This is a genomic window from Pseudomonas sp. 13B_3.2_Bac1, assembly GCF_025466205.1.
Classification (GTDB): Bacteria; Pseudomonadota; Gammaproteobacteria; order Pseudomonadales; family Pseudomonadaceae; genus Aquipseudomonas; species Aquipseudomonas fluorescens_H.
On sequence record NZ_JANLOG010000029.1, the window covers coordinates 28,191 to 44,305 of the forward strand.

Genomic DNA, 16,115 nt, shown 5'->3' on the forward strand with positions numbered 1-16,115 from the left:
GCAAGCTCCCTCGCCACAGGCTTTATGTACACCCGATGTGTGTTTTTGAATAAAAAGAATGGAGTTGTACCGATGAAAATGTTTGGCAGGACTCTGCTGACACTGTCCTTAATGGGCGCAATCGCCACGGGCGTCCAGGCCAACGACAAGGTGCTGCGTGTTTACAACTGGTCCGATTACATCGCGCCGGACACCGTCAAGAAGTTCGAAGACGAGACCGGTATCCAGGTGACCTACGACGTGTTCGACAGCAACGAAACCCTTGAGGCGCGTTTGCTGGCGGGCAAATCCGGCTACGACATCGTCGTGCCGTCCAACAGTTTCCTGGCCAAGCAGATCAAGGCCGGGGTCTACCAGCCGCTCGACAAATCGAAACTGTCGAACTGGAAAAATCTCAACCCGGTGCTGCTGAAAAACGCTGCCGCCAGTGATCCGGACAACGCCCACGCGTTCCCGTACATGTGGGGCTCGATCGGCATCGGTTTCAACCCGGCCAAGGTCAAGGAAGTGCTCGGTGCCAATGCCCCGACCAACTCCTGGGACTTGCTGTTCAAACCGGAAAACGCCGAGAAACTGAAGGCGTGCGGCATCAGCTTCCTCGACTCGCCGACCGAGATGATCCCGGCCGCCCTGCACTACCTGGGCTACCCGGTGAACGACAAGGACAAGGCGCACATCCTCGAAGCCGAAGCACTGTTCATGAAGATCCGCCCGTACGTGGCGTACTTCCATTCCTCGAAGTACATCTCGGACCTGGCCAACGGCAATATCTGCGTGGCGGTCGGTTACTCCGGTGACGTGCTGCAGGCCAAGGCCCGCGCGGTGGAAGCCGGCAACAAGGTGCAGATCGACTACAGCATTCCGAAGGAAGGCGCCGGCAGTTTCTACGACATGGTCGCGATCCCGCGCGATGCGGCGAACGTCGACAATGCGTACCTGTTCATGAACTTCCTGATGCGCCCGGACATCATCGCCGAGATCACCAACAGCAACGGCTACAGCAACGCCAACTCGGCGGCGACGCCGCTGGTGGACGAAGCGATCCGCAACGACCCGGGTTCGTATCCGTCGCAGGCAGTGATGGCGACGTTGTATGCGGTGCCGGATCAACCGATTGCCACCCAGCGAATCATGACTCGCGGCTGGACCCGGGTGAAGCTCGGTAAATAGGCCAAGCGCAGATCCAAATGTGGGAGCGAGCTTGCTCGCGAAAGCGGTGGATCAAGCCATACAGATGTTGAATGAGCCGACGCCTTCGCGAGCAAGCTCGCTCCCACAGGGTCGGTGTTCACTCGCAGAATCATTGATTTCCCGTTCACGCAGCGCCTTACCACCGCTGCACCCTGCAATGAACGGCCTCACCTGGCTCCCTCGGCTCAGGTGAATTTCAGGCGCCCTCGGGCGCCTTTTTTTCTGCGCTCAATTCAATGGCCAATCCTGCAGAATCCGGTAGCGGCCCTTGTGCGATTCGAACAAGGCAAAGCGCTCGGCGCGCAGGAAAAACTCCGGCGGCGTAGTGGCCTCCGGCGCCTCTGTTCGATAGTCACGGGCCAGGGTCAGGTGCGGGCGAAACTCGCGTGGTGATTCTTCGAAGCCGAACGGCAGCATCGCCTGCTCCAGCGCATACACCAGGCGCAACAAACCCGGTGGGGCCTGCTCCGGCGCCAAAGACAGAATCCCGGCGCGATGCCAAACCTGCAGACGATCCAGCGCAATCCGTAACGGCTCACCCGGCGTGCGCACCTTGCCAGCGGCTTCGCAGACTTCATGGATCTGCGCCAGCGGTACGGCACCGAGAAACAGCAGCGTCAGGTGAAAGTTATCCGCCGGCACCGCTTTGCCGGTGCGCAACCCCAGCTCGCCGCGCCACTGGGCAATGGCCTTGCGTTGCGGTGGCGGGCAGTCGAGGGCGAAAAACAGTCGCTTGAACGGTTCATCCCTGCGCGCATCATCGGTCATGGCCCTGCTCCTTCGCTCGTCGATCGGCCGATTCTACACAGCCTTCTCTGACGACTGGCGACACCCGGCTATAGTTCAAGGATTGCCATCGAACCGGAGGTCGCCATGCGCGAGATCCTCAGCAAAGAACCGTGGTGGGCCCGACCACCCTCCCCCGGGCAGGATGAAAGCGAGCTGGAATGGGGCTGGCTGGTGCATTACAGCGAGGGCGAACCGCGTTTCGAATTCGTCCACGAGCGGCCAACGGAAGAGCAAATCCGCAACCGCAAAAGCTGCCGGATCACCCCCCCCCAGAGTGATCACCCTCCCATGTGGGAGCAAGCCTGCTCCCACACTGGATTTGTGGCGTGCCCATGATCGTCGCCATCCGCAAAACCCTGTGGGAGCGTGGCTTGCCCGCGAAAGCGTCCGCACATTCAGCCTCACATTGCCTGACACACCGATTTCGCGAGCAAGCCCGCTCCCACACTGGATTTGTGGCGTGCCCATGATCGTCGCCCTCCGCAAAACCCTGTGGGAGCGTGGCTTGCCCGCGAAGAGGCCGGCACATTTTGCAAACCCGCTGACTGACACACCGCCATCGCGAGCAGGCTCACTCCCACTATGGCCTTGCAGTGGTCTCAGGGTTCGAGGAGATTGGTGAAACCGCCATAGATCATCCGCTGCCCGTCAAACGGCATCGGGTTGATATCGGGTTTCATGCGTGGGTCTTCCATCATTTTCGCCATGCCGGCATCGCGGGTGGCTTTGTCCGGCCAGATCAGCCAGCCTGACGCCACGGTTTCACCTTCCTTGAGTTTTACCGCCATCGGAAACGAGGTGAGCTTGCCGTCCGGCACGTCATCGCCCCAGCATTCCACCACGCTTAGGGCGCCGAATTCCTTGAACAGTTTCGCGGCGATCTCACAGTGTTTTTTGTACTGTTCGCGATTGGCAGTCGGCACAGGTGCTACAAAAATATCGATGTAAGCCATGATCAATCTCCTTGCACGTTGGGTTCGATCTGCTGGGTAGTCGATTCCGGCGGCCGCCATTCGACACGGTTGACGCCCAGTCCGACCGACGGTTGCTCTGCCCCGCCGAGGCTGCCTTCGACCTGCCCGGCGATATGCAGCGTACCGGCCATGACCCCGGTGGTCGGGTTCTGCAACAGTTTCAGCCAGGCCTTGTCGAACGTGCTGCCCAGGCTGCTGCGAATCAGCGCTTCGCTGTCGGGCCGGTCACTGGCCTGGATGATCGCGCGGATGCCCGCCACACCGATCGAGATCACCCCGCCGACCAACTTGCCCGCCGCAGCCGCCACGGCACTCGCCGCCCCGCGCGGGGCCATCTCCGCTTCCATCCGCTGGCTGGCGCGCTTGGCGACCGGCGCCATGCCAGCGTCGGTTCCAGCGATGCCCTTGCTGCCGCCCTCGGTGTGAATCTTGTCGATCAGTGCGGCATACGCCGGCAGCGTGTTCAGCGGTTCGGTGCTGACGATCTGATACAGCGAAGCATCCCGTGCGGGCGGCGGCCCCAGGGCAATGGCCGGGACTTTCTGCAGGTGCCCGTAGAGCTGGGCCACCGGCACACCGTAACGCTGGGCGATGAGTGGCATTTGCTTGGCCATCAACTGCGCATAAAACGCCGTGGCCTGACCGAGGATCGCGTCCGGATCGATCTCTACCGCCACCGGCGCCAGCACTCTTTTCTGATATTGCTCAAGCAGATAGGTCGCCAGGCGCTTGGTCGACGCATCCTGCTCGCCGCTGGCGCTGATGGTGTACCAACTGACTTTCATCGACAGCCATTCCTGGGTCCAGTAGCTGCTGAACCACGGAATGAAATTTTCTTCAGTTTGCTCATAGACGCGAATACGCCAATGTTCCATCGAACCTTGGGCAAACACCCTGACCTGCTCGGTGGACTGCTGCGAGGCGCTGACGATGTCGCGGTCGATTTGCTGCCAGGTGGCGGGTGAAACCACCACGGCAGGCGGCGTCACCGGGGCCCGCGCCGAGGAGGAACAGCCTGCCAGCAGCAACAGTGCGGCGACGCTCAGCGCACGCAGGTTCACGGTGGTGGAGTCCTTGAATGGAGGAAAACAGATTTGAGTATAGGTGCGGGTATTGGGCCATTTATCGGTTGTGGCCAGGCTGGCCCAGCGAGCAGGCTCGCTCCCACTTTGAAATGCGCTCCCATGTGGGAGCGAACCTGCTCGCGATGAGGCCATCAGTCCCGCTGAAAGAACCTGACCATCAACGCCGTCGATATTCACCATCGCCACGATTGCCTTCCGCCCGCCAGCCGGCAGAGGCACGATTCACCCATCCGAGACGCAACGAGGAGTACCCATCATGATTCGCACCATCACCCTCTCCGTGAGCTTCCCGGTGTTCGGCAGCAACTACTACGACCAGCAGGTTGTCTCCCGCAAGACCCAAGCGCTGCTGTTCAACGAAGATTTCGACGATGTGCTGATGCCCGCCGCGAGCAATCACTTCAGCAATGAAGTGGTCGGCATCAACGATCAGTTCCGCTTTCTGAGCGACATACTCGCCACCCATTTGCTGGATCTCGAGGCCACCGCGCCTGCGCATTCCAGCGTCCGGGCGAGCGCTCACTTTTAATTGCCCTTCCCCTGCAGAAAATGCCAAAGGCTGCTTCTGCAGGGGCTTTTAATTCATGAGCCCTTCGCATAACTCTATAGCGAAAATCCGCAAAAACCTTTTCCTCTGATCATGGGTCAGTCTTGAAATGAGACTGGCAAACATGCCGGCGCGCCCGTTTGGGTCATTCAATACCCTGCCGCCTGATAGAGAGGAATTGAAGCATGACGCTTTCCAGACGCAAATTTCTGATCCTGGGCGCCGTAACGGCCGTGGCGTTTGCCATGCCGCCCTTCATCAGCCTCAAGGCCTATGCGGCCAATCTGGAGCAATCGGCCATGAGTAAAGTGACGATTCAAGTCAACGGTAAACCGCAATCCCTGGAAGTCGACAACCGCACCACCCTGCTCGACGCCCTGCGCGAACACCTGCACCTGACCGGCAGCAAAAAAGGCTGCGATCACGGCCAGTGCGGTGCCTGCACGGTGATCGCCGATGGGCGCCGGATCAATGCCTGCCTGACCCTGGCGGTGATGCAAGACGGCAGCGAAATCACCACCATAGAAGGCCTCGGCATGCCCGACGCACTGCATCCGATGCAGGCCGCGTTCATCAAGCACGACGGTTACCAGTGCGGCTATTGCACGCCGGGGCAGATCTGTTCGGCGGTGGCAGTGCTCAAGGAAATTCGCGATGGCATTCCCAGCCACGTCAGCCCGAGCCTGACCGAAGCTCCACAATTGATCGCCAGCGAATTCCAGGAGCGCATGAGCGGCAACATCTGCCGTTGCGGCGCCTACTCGAACATCATCGAAGCCATCACTGAAGTCGCGGAGGTGCCGGCATGAGAGCGTTCAATTACAGCCGCGCCGACTCCCCCGCCGCAGCCGCAGCACAGGCGGCGCAGGTCGACGGTGCGAAGTTCATCGCCGGTGGCACCAACCTGCTGGACCTGATGAAACTCGACATCGAAACCCCGCTGCACCTGATCGACATCAACCATCTGGGCCTTGATCAAATCGAAGCCACACCTGAAGGCGGATTGCGCATCGGCGCACTGGTGCGCAACACCGATCTGGCAGCCGACAGCCGCGTGCGCAAGGACTACGCCCTGCTCTCCCGCGCCTTGCTCGCCGGAGCCTCGGGCCAGTTACGCAACATGGCGAGCACCGCCGGCAACCTGCTGCAACGCACCCGTTGCCCGTACTTTTATGACGTCAATCAGGCCTGCAACAAACGCCAGCCAGGCAGTGGCTGCGCGGCGATTGGCGGGGTCAGTCGCCAACTGGGGCTGATCGGCGTCAGCGACGCCTGCATCGCCACCCACCCGAGCGACATGGCGATTGCCATGCGCGCTCTCGATGCACAGATTGAAACGGTCAAACCCGACGGCAGCACGCGCAGCATCGCCATCGCCGATTTTCATCAGTTGCCGGGCAACACGCCGAACATCGAAACCAGCCTCACGCCCGGCGAGTTCATCACTTCGGTAACCCTGCCCGCCCCGGTTGGCGGCACGCACATTTATCACAAGGTGCGCGATCGCTCCTCCTATGCCTTTGCGCTGGTGTCGGTCGGTCTGATCCTGCACAAGGACGGCAGCGGCCGTGTGGCGGTGGGTGGCATCGCGCCGAAACCGTGGCGGGTCGAAGCCGCCGAAGCATTGCTGCCTAAAGGCGCAAAAGCCGTCAGCGAACGCCTGCTCGACGGCGCCACGCCGACCCACGACAACCAATTCAAACTGACCCTGGTCGAGCGCACGCTCGGCTCGGTGTTGGCGCAAGCGAGGGACGAGGCATGAAATTCGACACGCCCGCCACCACCAATCCGATCGACCAGTTGAAGGTGATCGGCAAACCCACCGACCGCGTTGAAGGCCCGCTGAAAACCAGCGGTCAGGCACCTTATGCCTATGAGCAGCACGAGGCCGTGGCGAATCAGGCTTACGGTTTCATGGTCGGCTCGGCCATCGCCAAGGGCCACATCAGCCATATCGACCTCGACGCTGCCGAAGCCGCGCCCGGCGTGCTGGCTATCGTCACCGCCGCGAATGCCGGCAAGCTCGGCAAAGGCAAATACAACTCGGCGCCGCTGCTCGCCGATTCCGAGGTGCAGCACTATCACCAGGCTGTGGCACTGGTGGTCGCCGAGACCTTCGAACAGGCCCGTGCCGCGGCGCAACTGGTCAAGGTCGACTATGTCACGGCCAAAGGCGAATTCGAGCTGGCCAACGTGCGCGACCAAGGTGTCGAAGACGACGAGTTGCCCGACGTCACCCACGGCGATTTCGACTCGGCTTTCGCCGCCGCGCCGGTGCAGTTCGACCAGACCTACACCACACCCGACCAGTCCCACGCGATGATGGAACCGCACGCGACCCTTGCCGCGTGGAAAGGCGATCAACTGACCTTGTGGACGTCCAACCAGATGATCGCCTGGAGCGTCGGCGACGTCGCCACCACCCTTGGCCTGCCCAAGGAAAACGTACGCCTGATCTCGCCGTACATTGGCGGTGGCTTCGGCGGCAAACTGTTCATTCGTGCGGACGCGATTCTCGCCGCTCTCGGTGCGCGCCTGGCCAATCGCCCGGTGAAAGTTGCTCTCGCTCGCCCGCAAATGGCCAACAACACCACCCACCGCCCGGCCACGATCCAGCGCATTCGCCTGGGTGCGACGGCGGACGGCAAACTCAGCGCCATCGCCCACGAAGGCTGGTCGGGCAACCTCAAGGACGGCAAGGTTGAAGTCGCCGCGCAGCCGAGCCAGTTGCTTTATGCCGGGGAAAATCGCCGGGTGACCATGCGCCGGGCGCCACTGGATTTGCCCGAGGGCAACTCCATGCGCGCGCCGGGTGAAGCACCGGGGCTGATGGCGCTGGAAATCGCCATGGACGAGATGGCCGAGCAGCTCAAGCTCGACCCGGTGCAGTTCCGCATCCTCAACGACACGCAGGTCGATCCGGTGAAAACCGAGCGCCCGTTCTCCCAGCGGCGACTGATCGAATGCCTGCAGACCGGCGCGGAAAAATTCGCCTGGAACCAGCGCAACGCGACACCCGGCAGCCGTCGCGAAGGTCGCTGGCTGATCGGCATGGGCGTCGCGGCAGCGATCCGCAATAACCTGTTGCTCAAGTCCGGCGCGCGGGTGCGGCTGGAGCACGATGGCAAGGTCTCGGTGGAAACCGACATGACCGATATCGGCACCGGCAGCTACACCATCATCGCCCAGACGGCCGCCGAGATGATGGGCGTGCCGCTGGCGGATGTGACCGTGCGTCTGGGCGATTCAACCTTCCCGGTGTCATCCGGCTCCGGCGGCCAGTTCGGCGCCAACTGCTCGACCGCCGGGGTCTATGCCGCGTGCATGAAACTGCGCGAAGCAGTGGCGACGAAGCTGGGCATGACCGGGGGTGACGTCGAGTTCGCCGACGGTCAGGTAAGCGCCGCCGGCAAGACCCTGCCGCTGCGTGACGCCGCAAAAAATGGCGCCGTCGTGGCTGAGGACAGCATCGAGTTCGCCGACCTTGCCAAGCAGTATCAACAGTCGACTTTCGGTGCGCATTTCGTCGAAGTGGCGGTGGATGCTGCTACCGGTGAAGTCCGCGTGCGACGCATGCTTGCGGTGTGCGCGGCGGGACGGATTCTCAACCCGACAGCCGCGCGCAGCCAGGTGATCGGCGCGATGACCATGGGCGTTGGCGCAGCGTTGATGGAGGAGCTGGCGGTGGACAAGCGCTTGGGCTTTTTCGTCAATCACGATCTGGCCGGATACGAGGTGCCGGTGCATGCCGACATCCCGCATCAGGAGGTTATTTTCCTCGACGAGACCGACCCGATTTCTTCACCGATGAAAGCCAAGGGCGTGGGGGAACTGGGGATTTGTGGTGTGAGCGCGGCGGTGGCGAATGCGATCTACAACGCCACCGGGGCGCGGGTGCGCGAGTATCCGATTACGCTGGACAAGATCCTCTCTTCGTTGCCGCCGATGATCTGAAGCAGCTGCACAGAATCGCCCCTCCCTGCGCAGAGAGGGGCGTTCTCCATCACCAGCGATACGTCGCCGATGCCACTGCGGTGCGCGGATTGCCATACAGGCAACGGGTCGCGTCGTAGCAACCGGAGATGTAGTCGTCGTTGGTCAGGTTGGTGACGTTCAGCGCCAGTTTCCACGGCCCGGTCACATAGTGCGCCGAGGCATCGAACACGGTGTACGACGGGATGTTCAGCGAGTTGTCCGCCGCTCCCGGATTGCGTCCGACATAACGTACCCCAGCGCCAAGACCGAAGTTCTTCAACCAGCCGTCATGGAAGGTGTAGTCGCCCCACAGCGACGCCATGTTGCGCGGGATCGGGATGAACGTCGGGGTCTTGCCTTCGCTGACGTCATTGGCCTTGGTGATCTTCACGTCCTGATAGGTGTAACTGGCGATCACGTCCAGCTCACGGCTCATGCTGGCCGTGCCTTCCAGCTCGAAACCTCGGGAGCGGATTTCACCGGTCTGCACCGAGTAATTCGGGTTGACCGGGCCGGGCGTCAGCACGTTGGTCTGGGTGATCTGGAACACTGCGGCGGTCACCGAAGCGTTGGTGTCCTTGGGCGCGAACTTGATCCCGGCTTCGTACTGCTTGGCCTCGGTGGGGTCGAACGGTTTGCCGTTGGCATCCAGACCGGCGTTCGGGGTGAACGCGGTGGAGTAACTGACGTACGGCGCCAGGCCGTTGTCCGCCAGATACACCAGACCGGCACGGCCGCTGAAGGCTTCATCTTTCTGGTTGGTCGTGGTGTGTGCCAGATGATCCTGGGTTTCGCTGGTGGCCCAGTCATAGCGACCGCTGAGGGTCAGGCGCCAGTGGTCGTCGAATTTCAACTGATCCTGCAGGTACAGACCGGTCTGATTCAAAGTCGAATCGATGTTGCTCGGGTAACTTTTGTCCGGGTCGTTGAACACCGAACGGTCGAACGGCACGAATACCGGGTTATACGCATTGACCGGTGCCGCGAGGGCATAGACCTCTTTGTCGGTGGCATCCTGATGCTGGTAATCCAGACCCAGCAGCACCGTGTGATCGATGCCGCCAACGCTGAAATCGGCCTGCGCCTGATTGTCCACGGTCCAGCGTTTGTAGGTGAAGTCGGCGATGCCGGCCCAACGGTCGATGGTCGTCAGCGAGCCTTCCTGGAAGCCGCCGCCGTAGATCATGTTGTCGTTCAGATCGAGGTGCGAATAACGCAGATTCTGCCGCACTTGCCAGGTTTCGCTCAGGCGTTTGGAGAATTCATAACCGAATGAGTACTGGCGCTTTTCGTACTTCTGGAAGTCTTTGTCGGCCTCAAAGATGTTGCGCTTGATGTGGCCGTTGGGGTTGTAGTCGATGGTGCCAGCCGACGGATAGAAACCGTCTCCGGAGTTGCTGTCGTCGTACAGATAACTGGCCAGCAAGGTGAAGCGGGTGTCGTCGTCCGGCGCGAAGGTAATCGACGGCGCCAGCGCCTGGCGTTTGTCCTGCCACGGGGTGTCCTTGATGTCCTGATCGCGCAGCACGCCGACCATGCGGTACGACCACACGCCCTGATCGTCGAGCGGGCCGGTGCTGTCGAAGTTGATCTGCTTGCGCGCATCGGTGCCGTACTGCACGCCGACTTCGTTGGCTGCCACCGCGCTCGGACGCTTGGACACCTGGTTGATCACGCCACCAGGATCACCTTGCCCGTAGAGCACGCCGGCCGGGCCACGCAGCACTTCAACGCGTTCGAGCATGTACGGATCGACCATCCAGCTCGCCAGGTTGATGGTGGTCGGCAGTTGCAGGCTGTCGAGGTAAGTGGTCGGCGAGAAACCGCGAATCACTGTGTACCAGTCCGAACGATTGTTGGCGCCGTAGCTCGACACGCCCGGGGTGTAACGCAACGCTTCGTTCACCGACTGCACGCCTTGCGCTTCCATTCGCTCGCGGGTGATGACCGAAATCGATTGCGGGGTTTCGTGGATCGGCGTGCCGGTCTTGGTCGCGCTGATGCTGTTCTGCGCGACGTAGCCGTCAACCGGCCCGAACGGTCCATCGACCACTTCCGGCGCACTGATCGACAGACTGTCGAGTTGCACCTGGCCGGCCCCCGACGGCAATGCCTGCAAGCGGTAAGTCGAACCGACCTGCACGGCTTCCAGACCGCTGCCACTGAGCAGCCGCGCCAGCGCCATTTCCAGGGTGTAGCGACCGTTCAGGCCCGGGGTCTGCTTGCCACGGGTCAGCGCCGGATCGAACGCCTGCGCCACCCCAGCCTGCTCGGCCAACGTACTCAGAGCCACGCTCAGGTCACCGGCCGGTACCGCGAAGGTTTGCACGCGGCTCTGGGCGACACTGGCGTCGTCAGCGACCGCCGGCAGCGCGGCACCGGCGAGAAAGATCGGAAACAGCGCGGCAGCGAGTGGATGCAGCCGGACAACGGGGCGGGTCATGGATGAATTCCTGGAAGTTGTTTTGGTTTCTCAGGCCATGACGGGGGAGTTCGGGAAAGGGACAGTGGACCGTTGATTTATTTTTTCAGACCACCGAAATCCACTGTAGGAGTGAGCCTGCAGGTTTTGTATCGGGTTCAGGATTCGGGTTTGATCAACACCAGCCAATCGGTAAAACGCTGCACGCGGATCGGCAGGTTGGTCTGCAAGGCCGCCAGCGCCGCGTTGCTGTCGCCGAGCGGAAACGAACCCGACACTCGCAGTCCGGCCAGCGCCTGCCGATCAAAATGCATGACACCCGAGCGATATCGCGCCAGCTCATCAAGCACTTCCACCAACGGACGGTCGTCAACCTTGAGCACGCCGCGTGTCCAGCTCGCCGGGTCGCTATGGCCCAGTGACGTCGGGCTGTCGACATGGTTGGCAAACACCGTGGCCTGCTGACCGGCCGCGACACGCACAGCGTTCTCCGGATGCTCGACCGGGCGTGCGGCAATCGCCGATTCCAGTACGGTAACCTGGGTCTGCCCGGCTTCGCGACGCACCAGAAACTGCGTGCCAAGTGCTGTCACGGTGCCGTGCTCGGTGCGCACCACGAATGGCCGCTGCGGGTCCTTCGCCACCTCGACCCACAGTTCGCCGCGCTTGAGATCGATCAGCCGTTGCTGGCCGTCGAAATGCAGGTCCACCGCCGAGTCGCTGTTGAGCTTCAAATGACTGTGATCGGCCAGCATCAAATCGCGCCGCTCGCCCACGGCAGTACGTTGGTCGGCCAGCCACACCGGCCCCTGCTGCACGCCTTGCCACGCCACGCTTGCGGCGATCAGCACAGCCAGGCACGTGCCGGTGCGGCGCAGGGTGCTGCCGCGTTTCGATGTCAGCACCCGGTCAAGGGTCTTGCGCGCGCGGCTGTTGGGCAAGCCGTCAAAACGCCCCCATAGCAACGCCAGACGTGACGCCGCCAGCGCATGACTCGGGTCGGCCTCACGCCATTGGGCGAACGCCTGACGCTGCTGCTCACTGGCCTCGCCGGAATGCAGCAGCGACAGCCATTGCGCCGCTGCGACCACCGTTTCATGACTCGGCTCCGACCCGCTGATCACGGCGCACCGCCATACAACGCGACATAGCAATGCACCATGACCTGAGCGATGTACTGCTTGATCATGCTTTTTGATACGCCGAGATGTTCGGCAATTTCGGCGTGGCTCCAGCCATCCAGACGATTGAGCAGAAACGCCCGGCGCGGTTTCTCCGCCAGACCTTCGAGCAGACGCGCGATGGATTCGAGCAATTCGATGATCTGATGGAAATCTTCCGGGCTGATCGCCGCCGCGTCTTCGCTTTCATGCGCGAGCACCGCCAGATACGCCCGCTCCAGCTTGCGTCGGCGCTCGCCATCGATCAGCAGACGAATTGCCGTGGTCGTCAGGAAGGCCCGTGGCTCCTGCAAACGCTCGGGCTCGGCGAGAGTCAGCACGCGGATAAAGGTGTCCTGCGCCAGATCCGCCGCCCGTTGCGAACAACCAAGCTTTTTGCGCAGCCAGTTCTGCAACCAGCCGTGATGGTCGCTGTAAAGCAACGACAGCAACTGATTGCGCGGGGATTGGGCGGAAGGAAAATGAGCGGGCACAGCGGCATCCTGGAGGGGGGCAACCTACATGAATGCGAATATATTTCATTTGGTAACAAGTGTCACTACGCACGAAAAATGCTAGCGCACTTGCATGGGGTACTAGGGCTCAGGGCGTCATTCCGCTTTCTGATACTGCGCATCAGTGACCTGCTCCATCCAGTCCACCACCTTGCCATCGAGCGCTTCGGCGATCGCTATATGGGTCATCGCGGTATTCGCCGCAGCGCCGTGCCAATGCTTGGCACCGGGAGCGATCCATACGGTATCGCCAGGGCGAATCTGCCGAACCGGCTGACCCCACTCCTGTACAAAACCGGCGCCGGCGGTGACGATCAACGTCTGCCCCAATGGATGGGTGTGCCACGCCGTGCGCGCGCCCGGCTCGAAGGTCACCGTGGCGCCGCTGACGCGGGCGGCATCGCTGCCCTTGAATGGCGCATCGACACGCACCGTGCCGGTGAACCAGTCTGCCGGGCCCTTGGCCGAGGGCTGAGAACCGTTGGCGGTGACGATTACACGTGGGACCTGCGCAGTTGCAATTGAATTCATCACAAGACTCCAAAGTTGTACGAGAGCTCCTACAGGGAACTTGCGTCACTTTAACGAGCCAGACTCTTCAGATAATCGACTAGAATTCGAAAAAACTTATGCAGGACACTCATCAATGCTTCGAGAAAACGCCAGTGACCTGCTCGCCTTCCTCGCCGTGGCCCGCGAGCGCAGTTTCACCAAAGCCGCGGCCAGACTCGGCGTCTCGCAATCGGCGCTCAGCCATACCATCCGCGCCCTCGAAGCGCGCCTGGGCCTGCGCCTGCTGACCCGCACCACGCGCAGCGTCTCCCCGACCGAGGCCGGCGAACATCTGCTGCAGACCATCGGGCCGCGCTTCGAAGAGATCGAACTGGAACTGGCGGCCCTGAGCAACCTGCGCGAAACCCCGGCAGGCCGGATCCGTATCAGCGCCACCGACCATTCGCTGAACTGGTTGCTGCGTCCGGTGCTCAAGGAATTTCTGCCCAAGTACCCGGACATCTCCGTCGAGGTGTGCTGCGACTATGGCTTTGTCGACATCGCCGGGCAAGGCTTTGACGCCGGCGTGCGCCTGGGCGAAGACGTGGCACAAGGCATGATCGCCACCCGCATCGGCCCCGACATGCGCATGGCGGTGGTCGGCTCGCCGGCCTATTTCGCCAAACGTGAAAAGCCGCAAACACCGCGTGACCTCACCGCGCACGCCTGCAACAACCTGCGCCTGCCGACCAACGGCGGGCTGTACACCTGGGAGTTCGAGAAGGACGGCGAAAGCCTCAAGGTGCGGGTATCCGGGCAGGTCACCCTGAACGGCGTCTACCCGCTGCTCGACGCCGCACTGGACGGTTTTGGTCTGAGCTACATCCCGGAAAACATCGTCGCTCCGTATCTCGCCGACGGGCGTCTGCTGCAAGTGCTGGCAGACTGGTGCCCGACCTTCGCCGGTTATCACCTGTACTACCCGAGCCGACGGCAGGCGGCGCCGGCGTTTGCGTTGTTGGTGGAGGTGCTGCGGTATCGCGGATGAACTTCACCACAGCGCTTTGGTGTAGGTGATGAGGATCCGTGTTTCATCGGCATCGCGGCTGAACGACGAGCGATAAGTCGCGTTGCGCAAACGCAAGGCAACGTCCTTGAACGTGCCGCTCTGGATCACGTACTTGACCTCGGTATTGCGTTCCCATTCCTGGCTGGTCTTGCCGGCCACTTGCGCATGATCGGCATCGATGTAGCGGCTCATGAAAGTCAGGCCGGGAATGCCCAAGCGCTCAAAATCGAAGTCATAACGCACTTGCCACGAGCGCTCCTTCGCTTCGGCGAAATCGCCGATCTGCGCATAGTTGACCAGATAGGCATCGCTGCCCTCGACGTAGGGAAATGCGCTGTCGCCGAGCATCGCCTGATAGCCGACGCTGACTTTGTGCCCGCCCGCAGCGTAACCGAACATACCGTTGAGCGCCTGATTGCGGATCTTCCCGGCCTTCGCCGCGCCCTGGCTTTCACTGGAGAAAAACCGCAGATCGCTGCTCACTGTGCCGCCGGCCATGGGCCGCGTATCGGTGAGCCCGACGAAGTGTTGATCGTAGACATCGCTCAGCGACGCGTAGTGATAACTGACCTTGAGGTTGTCGTTCACCTGCCGATCCACGCCGACCAGATTCAGGTGCGCGCCCTGGGCATTGGTGACGAAGCGGTTGTTCTTGTTGTTCAGCGCAATCGGCTCGTAGCTGGTGTCATTGCGCCCCTTGACCCGATCCAGTTGCCCCGCCGTCAGCACCACACCCGGCAGATCCTGCGAGATCACCATCGCACCCCGAAACGACTGAGGCAGGATCATCCCGTCCTGCGGGCGCAGTGTCGGCAGGACCGGGATCAACGACCCGGCCTTCAGCTCGGTTTTGGCGATTTTGACCTTGGCCGTCACTCCCAATTTGCCGTACTCACTGGCTGCGCGCCCATCACTGCGCACCGGCAACAAACCGCTGCCGGCGCGATCGGGACTGGAATCCAGACGCACACCAACCATGCCCAGCAGGTCGACCCCAAACCCCACCAACCCCGGCGTATACCCGGACTCGAACTTGAGCATCAGGCCCTGTGCCCACTCCTCGCGTTTTGATTGCAGGGTTGATGGGCCATCACGGAAATCCCGATTGAAGTAGACATTGCGGGTTTCGAACGACGCATGAGAATCGGCGAAAAAATCCGCGTGAGCTCCGTTGCTGAAACTTGCCAGCAGCAATGCGCCGGCCAGGGTCGACAATCCATTGCGCATCCCCGAATGAATGAATGCAGTCACGGCGACACCTATGAAGTTGTTCGTAGAAGACTCAGGCAAACCCGTATCCCCCTGTGGGAGCGGGCTTGCTCGCGAAAGCGTCAGTACATCCAGCACCTTCATTGCCTGATACACCGCTGTCGCGAGCAAGCCCGCTTCCACATGGGCAGATTCGCGGGTCAGAAAGACCGGGCGAGCATCGCGATCAGCCGCTCACCAAACAGCGTCAGCGCCACGCCCAGCAGCACCACCACTGCGCCCGCGATCTTGATCGATGCCGCCGGACGGACCACTGCGCCCAGCCAGCCGAAGTGATCGATCGCCACCGACGACAGCAACTGCCCGGCGATGACCAGCACCAGCAGATTCGCCAGACCGATACGCGGCGCCAGCCACACGGTGCAGAAAATCGCCCCGGCACCGAGCACGCCACCGACCAGACGCCAGCCGGGTTGCGCCGGGATCACACTCAAGGCATCGCCCAGACCACCGCGCATCCATGCCAGTGCACCCAGCACCAGCATGCCGCTGAGAAACGAGTAGAACGCCGCTGCCAGCGTGTTGCCGGTCATGGCCCCGGCCAACTGACTGTTAACCGCCGCTTGCACGGCAATCGCCACACCGGCCAGCAAGGCCAGCACAAAGGAAATCAGGATCATGACCGTG

General features: G+C 61.8%; 15 protein-coding genes and 1 pseudogene. 7 read left to right on the plus strand and 9 right to left on the minus strand.

Annotated elements, in window-relative coordinates:
• Window positions 1–72 precede the first annotated feature (72 nt).
• On the plus strand, window positions 73–1,170 hold the full coding sequence (locus NTD85_RS04660) for a polyamine ABC transporter substrate-binding protein (protein WP_103486685.1): 1,098 nt from the start codon (window positions 73–75) through the stop codon (window positions 1,168–1,170).
• Window positions 1,171–1,419: 249 nt separating this feature from the next.
• Here NTD85_RS04660 and thpR read toward each other — a convergent pair whose 3' ends face one another.
• Window positions 1,420–1,959 (minus strand): RNA 2',3'-cyclic phosphodiesterase, encoded by a 540-nt coding sequence (gene thpR, locus NTD85_RS04665; RefSeq protein WP_135296114.1) that lies wholly within the window; start codon window positions 1,957–1,959, stop codon window positions 1,420–1,422.
• Window positions 1,960–2,064: 105 nt separating this feature from the next.
• Between thpR and NTD85_RS04670 the strand changes: the two are divergent.
• Window positions 2,065–2,247 (plus strand): annotated as a pseudogene (locus NTD85_RS04670) (hypothetical protein); the annotation flags it as partial.
• Window positions 2,248–2,579: 332 nt separating this feature from the next.
• Here the strand turns inward: NTD85_RS04670 and NTD85_RS04675 are convergent.
• Window positions 2,580–2,933, minus strand: coding sequence for a DUF1428 domain-containing protein (locus NTD85_RS04675; protein WP_262141536.1), 354 nt, complete (start codon window positions 2,931–2,933; stop codon window positions 2,580–2,582).
• Between the two features lie 2 nt (window positions 2,934–2,935).
• Complete coding sequence (locus tag NTD85_RS04680) at window positions 2,936–4,015, minus strand: hypothetical protein (RefSeq protein ID WP_262141537.1); 1,080 nt, start codon at window positions 4,013–4,015, stop codon at window positions 2,936–2,938.
• Window positions 4,016–4,295: 280 nt separating this feature from the next.
• Here NTD85_RS04680 and NTD85_RS04685 point away from each other — a divergent pair, with 280 nt between their 5' ends.
• From NTD85_RS04685 to paoC, 4 genes are all read left to right on the plus strand, one after another.
• Complete coding sequence (locus tag NTD85_RS04685) at window positions 4,296–4,568, plus strand: hypothetical protein (protein ID WP_003226119.1); 273 nt, start codon at window positions 4,296–4,298, stop codon at window positions 4,566–4,568.
• Between the two features lie 203 nt (window positions 4,569–4,771).
• Entirely contained in the window at window positions 4,772–5,395 is a 624-nt protein-coding gene (paoA, locus tag NTD85_RS04690) for an aldehyde dehydrogenase iron-sulfur subunit PaoA (protein ID WP_103484837.1), read from the plus strand.
• Window positions 5,392–6,348, plus strand: a complete 957-nt coding sequence (locus tag NTD85_RS04695) for an FAD binding domain-containing protein (protein WP_262141538.1) — start codon at window positions 5,392–5,394, stop codon at window positions 6,346–6,348. The genes paoA and NTD85_RS04695 overlap by 4 nt, the downstream gene beginning before the upstream one ends.
• Window positions 6,345–8,540, plus strand: a complete 2,196-nt coding sequence (paoC, locus tag NTD85_RS04700; protein WP_262141539.1) for an aldehyde oxidoreductase molybdenum-binding subunit PaoC — start codon at window positions 6,345–6,347, stop codon at window positions 8,538–8,540. Before NTD85_RS04695 ends, paoC begins: the two co-directional genes overlap by 4 nt.
• A gap of 49 nt (window positions 8,541–8,589) precedes the next feature.
• Here paoC and NTD85_RS04705 read toward each other — a convergent pair whose 3' ends face one another.
• The 4 genes from NTD85_RS04705 to NTD85_RS04720 form a co-directional block, all read right to left on the minus strand.
• Entirely contained in the window at window positions 8,590–11,004 is a 2,415-nt protein-coding gene (locus tag NTD85_RS04705; protein ID WP_262141540.1) for a TonB-dependent siderophore receptor, read from the minus strand.
• A 137-nt stretch (window positions 11,005–11,141) separates the two neighbouring features.
• On the minus strand, window positions 11,142–12,104 hold the full coding sequence (locus tag NTD85_RS04710) for a FecR domain-containing protein (protein WP_262141556.1): 963 nt from the start codon (window positions 12,102–12,104) through the stop codon (window positions 11,142–11,144).
• On the minus strand, window positions 12,104–12,637 hold the full coding sequence (locus NTD85_RS04715; protein WP_262141541.1) for a sigma-70 family RNA polymerase sigma factor: 534 nt from the start codon (window positions 12,635–12,637) through the stop codon (window positions 12,104–12,106). Before NTD85_RS04715 ends, NTD85_RS04710 begins: the two co-directional genes overlap by 1 nt.
• A gap of 117 nt (window positions 12,638–12,754) precedes the next feature.
• Window positions 12,755–13,189 carry a cupin domain-containing protein gene (locus tag NTD85_RS04720; RefSeq protein ID WP_262141542.1) on the minus strand — a complete coding sequence of 145 codons (435 nt, stop codon included), beginning with the start codon at window positions 13,187–13,189 and terminating at the stop codon, window positions 12,755–12,757.
• 115 nt (window positions 13,190–13,304) lie between these two features.
• On the opposite strand from NTD85_RS04720, the gene NTD85_RS04725 reads away from it, so the two are divergent.
• Entirely contained in the window at window positions 13,305–14,198 is an 894-nt protein-coding gene (locus NTD85_RS04725) for a LysR family transcriptional regulator (protein ID WP_262141543.1), read from the plus strand.
• Window positions 14,199–14,201: 3 nt separating this feature from the next.
• On the opposite strand, the gene NTD85_RS04730 is transcribed toward NTD85_RS04725, so the two are convergent.
• Both NTD85_RS04730 and NTD85_RS04735 read right to left on the minus strand, forming a co-directional pair.
• Window positions 14,202–15,446: an OprD family porin gene (locus NTD85_RS04730; RefSeq protein ID WP_262141557.1), complete on the minus strand. Its 1,245-nt coding sequence runs from the start codon at window positions 15,444–15,446 to the stop codon at window positions 14,202–14,204.
• A gap of 182 nt (window positions 15,447–15,628) precedes the next feature.
• Complete coding sequence (locus NTD85_RS04735) at window positions 15,629–16,108, minus strand: DMT family transporter (RefSeq protein WP_003226134.1); 480 nt, start codon at window positions 16,106–16,108, stop codon at window positions 15,629–15,631.
• Between the last annotated feature and the right edge of the window lie 7 nt (window positions 16,109–16,115).

Excerpts from the sequence above, each read along its gene's own strand:
- NTD85_RS04660 (WP_103486685.1), top strand. The coding sequence starts at position 73 with ATGAAAATGTTTGGCAGGACTCTGCTGACACTGTCCTTAATGGGCGCA.
- thpR (WP_135296114.1), bottom strand. The coding sequence starts at position 1,959 with ATGACCGATGATGCGCGCAGGGATGAACCGTTCAAGCGACTGTTTTTC.
- NTD85_RS04675 (WP_262141536.1), bottom strand. The coding sequence starts at position 2,933 with ATGGCTTACATCGATATTTTTGTAGCACCTGTGCCGACTGCCAATCGC.
- NTD85_RS04685 (WP_003226119.1), top strand. The coding sequence starts at position 4,296 with ATGATTCGCACCATCACCCTCTCCGTGAGCTTCCCGGTGTTCGGCAGC.
- paoA (WP_103484837.1), top strand. The coding sequence starts at position 4,772 with ATGACGCTTTCCAGACGCAAATTTCTGATCCTGGGCGCCGTAACGGCC.
- NTD85_RS04695 (WP_262141538.1), top strand. The coding sequence starts at position 5,392 with ATGAGAGCGTTCAATTACAGCCGCGCCGACTCCCCCGCCGCAGCCGCA.
- paoC (WP_262141539.1), top strand. The coding sequence starts at position 6,345 with ATGAAATTCGACACGCCCGCCACCACCAATCCGATCGACCAGTTGAAG.
- NTD85_RS04705 (WP_262141540.1), bottom strand. The coding sequence starts at position 11,004 with ATGACCCGCCCCGTTGTCCGGCTGCATCCACTCGCTGCCGCGCTGTTT.
- NTD85_RS04720 (WP_262141542.1), bottom strand. The coding sequence starts at position 13,189 with ATGAATTCAATTGCAACTGCGCAGGTCCCACGTGTAATCGTCACCGCC.
- NTD85_RS04725 (WP_262141543.1), top strand. The coding sequence starts at position 13,305 with ATGCTTCGAGAAAACGCCAGTGACCTGCTCGCCTTCCTCGCCGTGGCC.
- NTD85_RS04730 (WP_262141557.1), bottom strand. The coding sequence starts at position 15,446 with ATGCGCAATGGATTGTCGACCCTGGCCGGCGCATTGCTGCTGGCAAGT.
- NTD85_RS04735 (WP_003226134.1), bottom strand. The coding sequence starts at position 16,108 with ATGATCCTGATTTCCTTTGTGCTGGCCTTGCTGGCCGGTGTGGCGATT.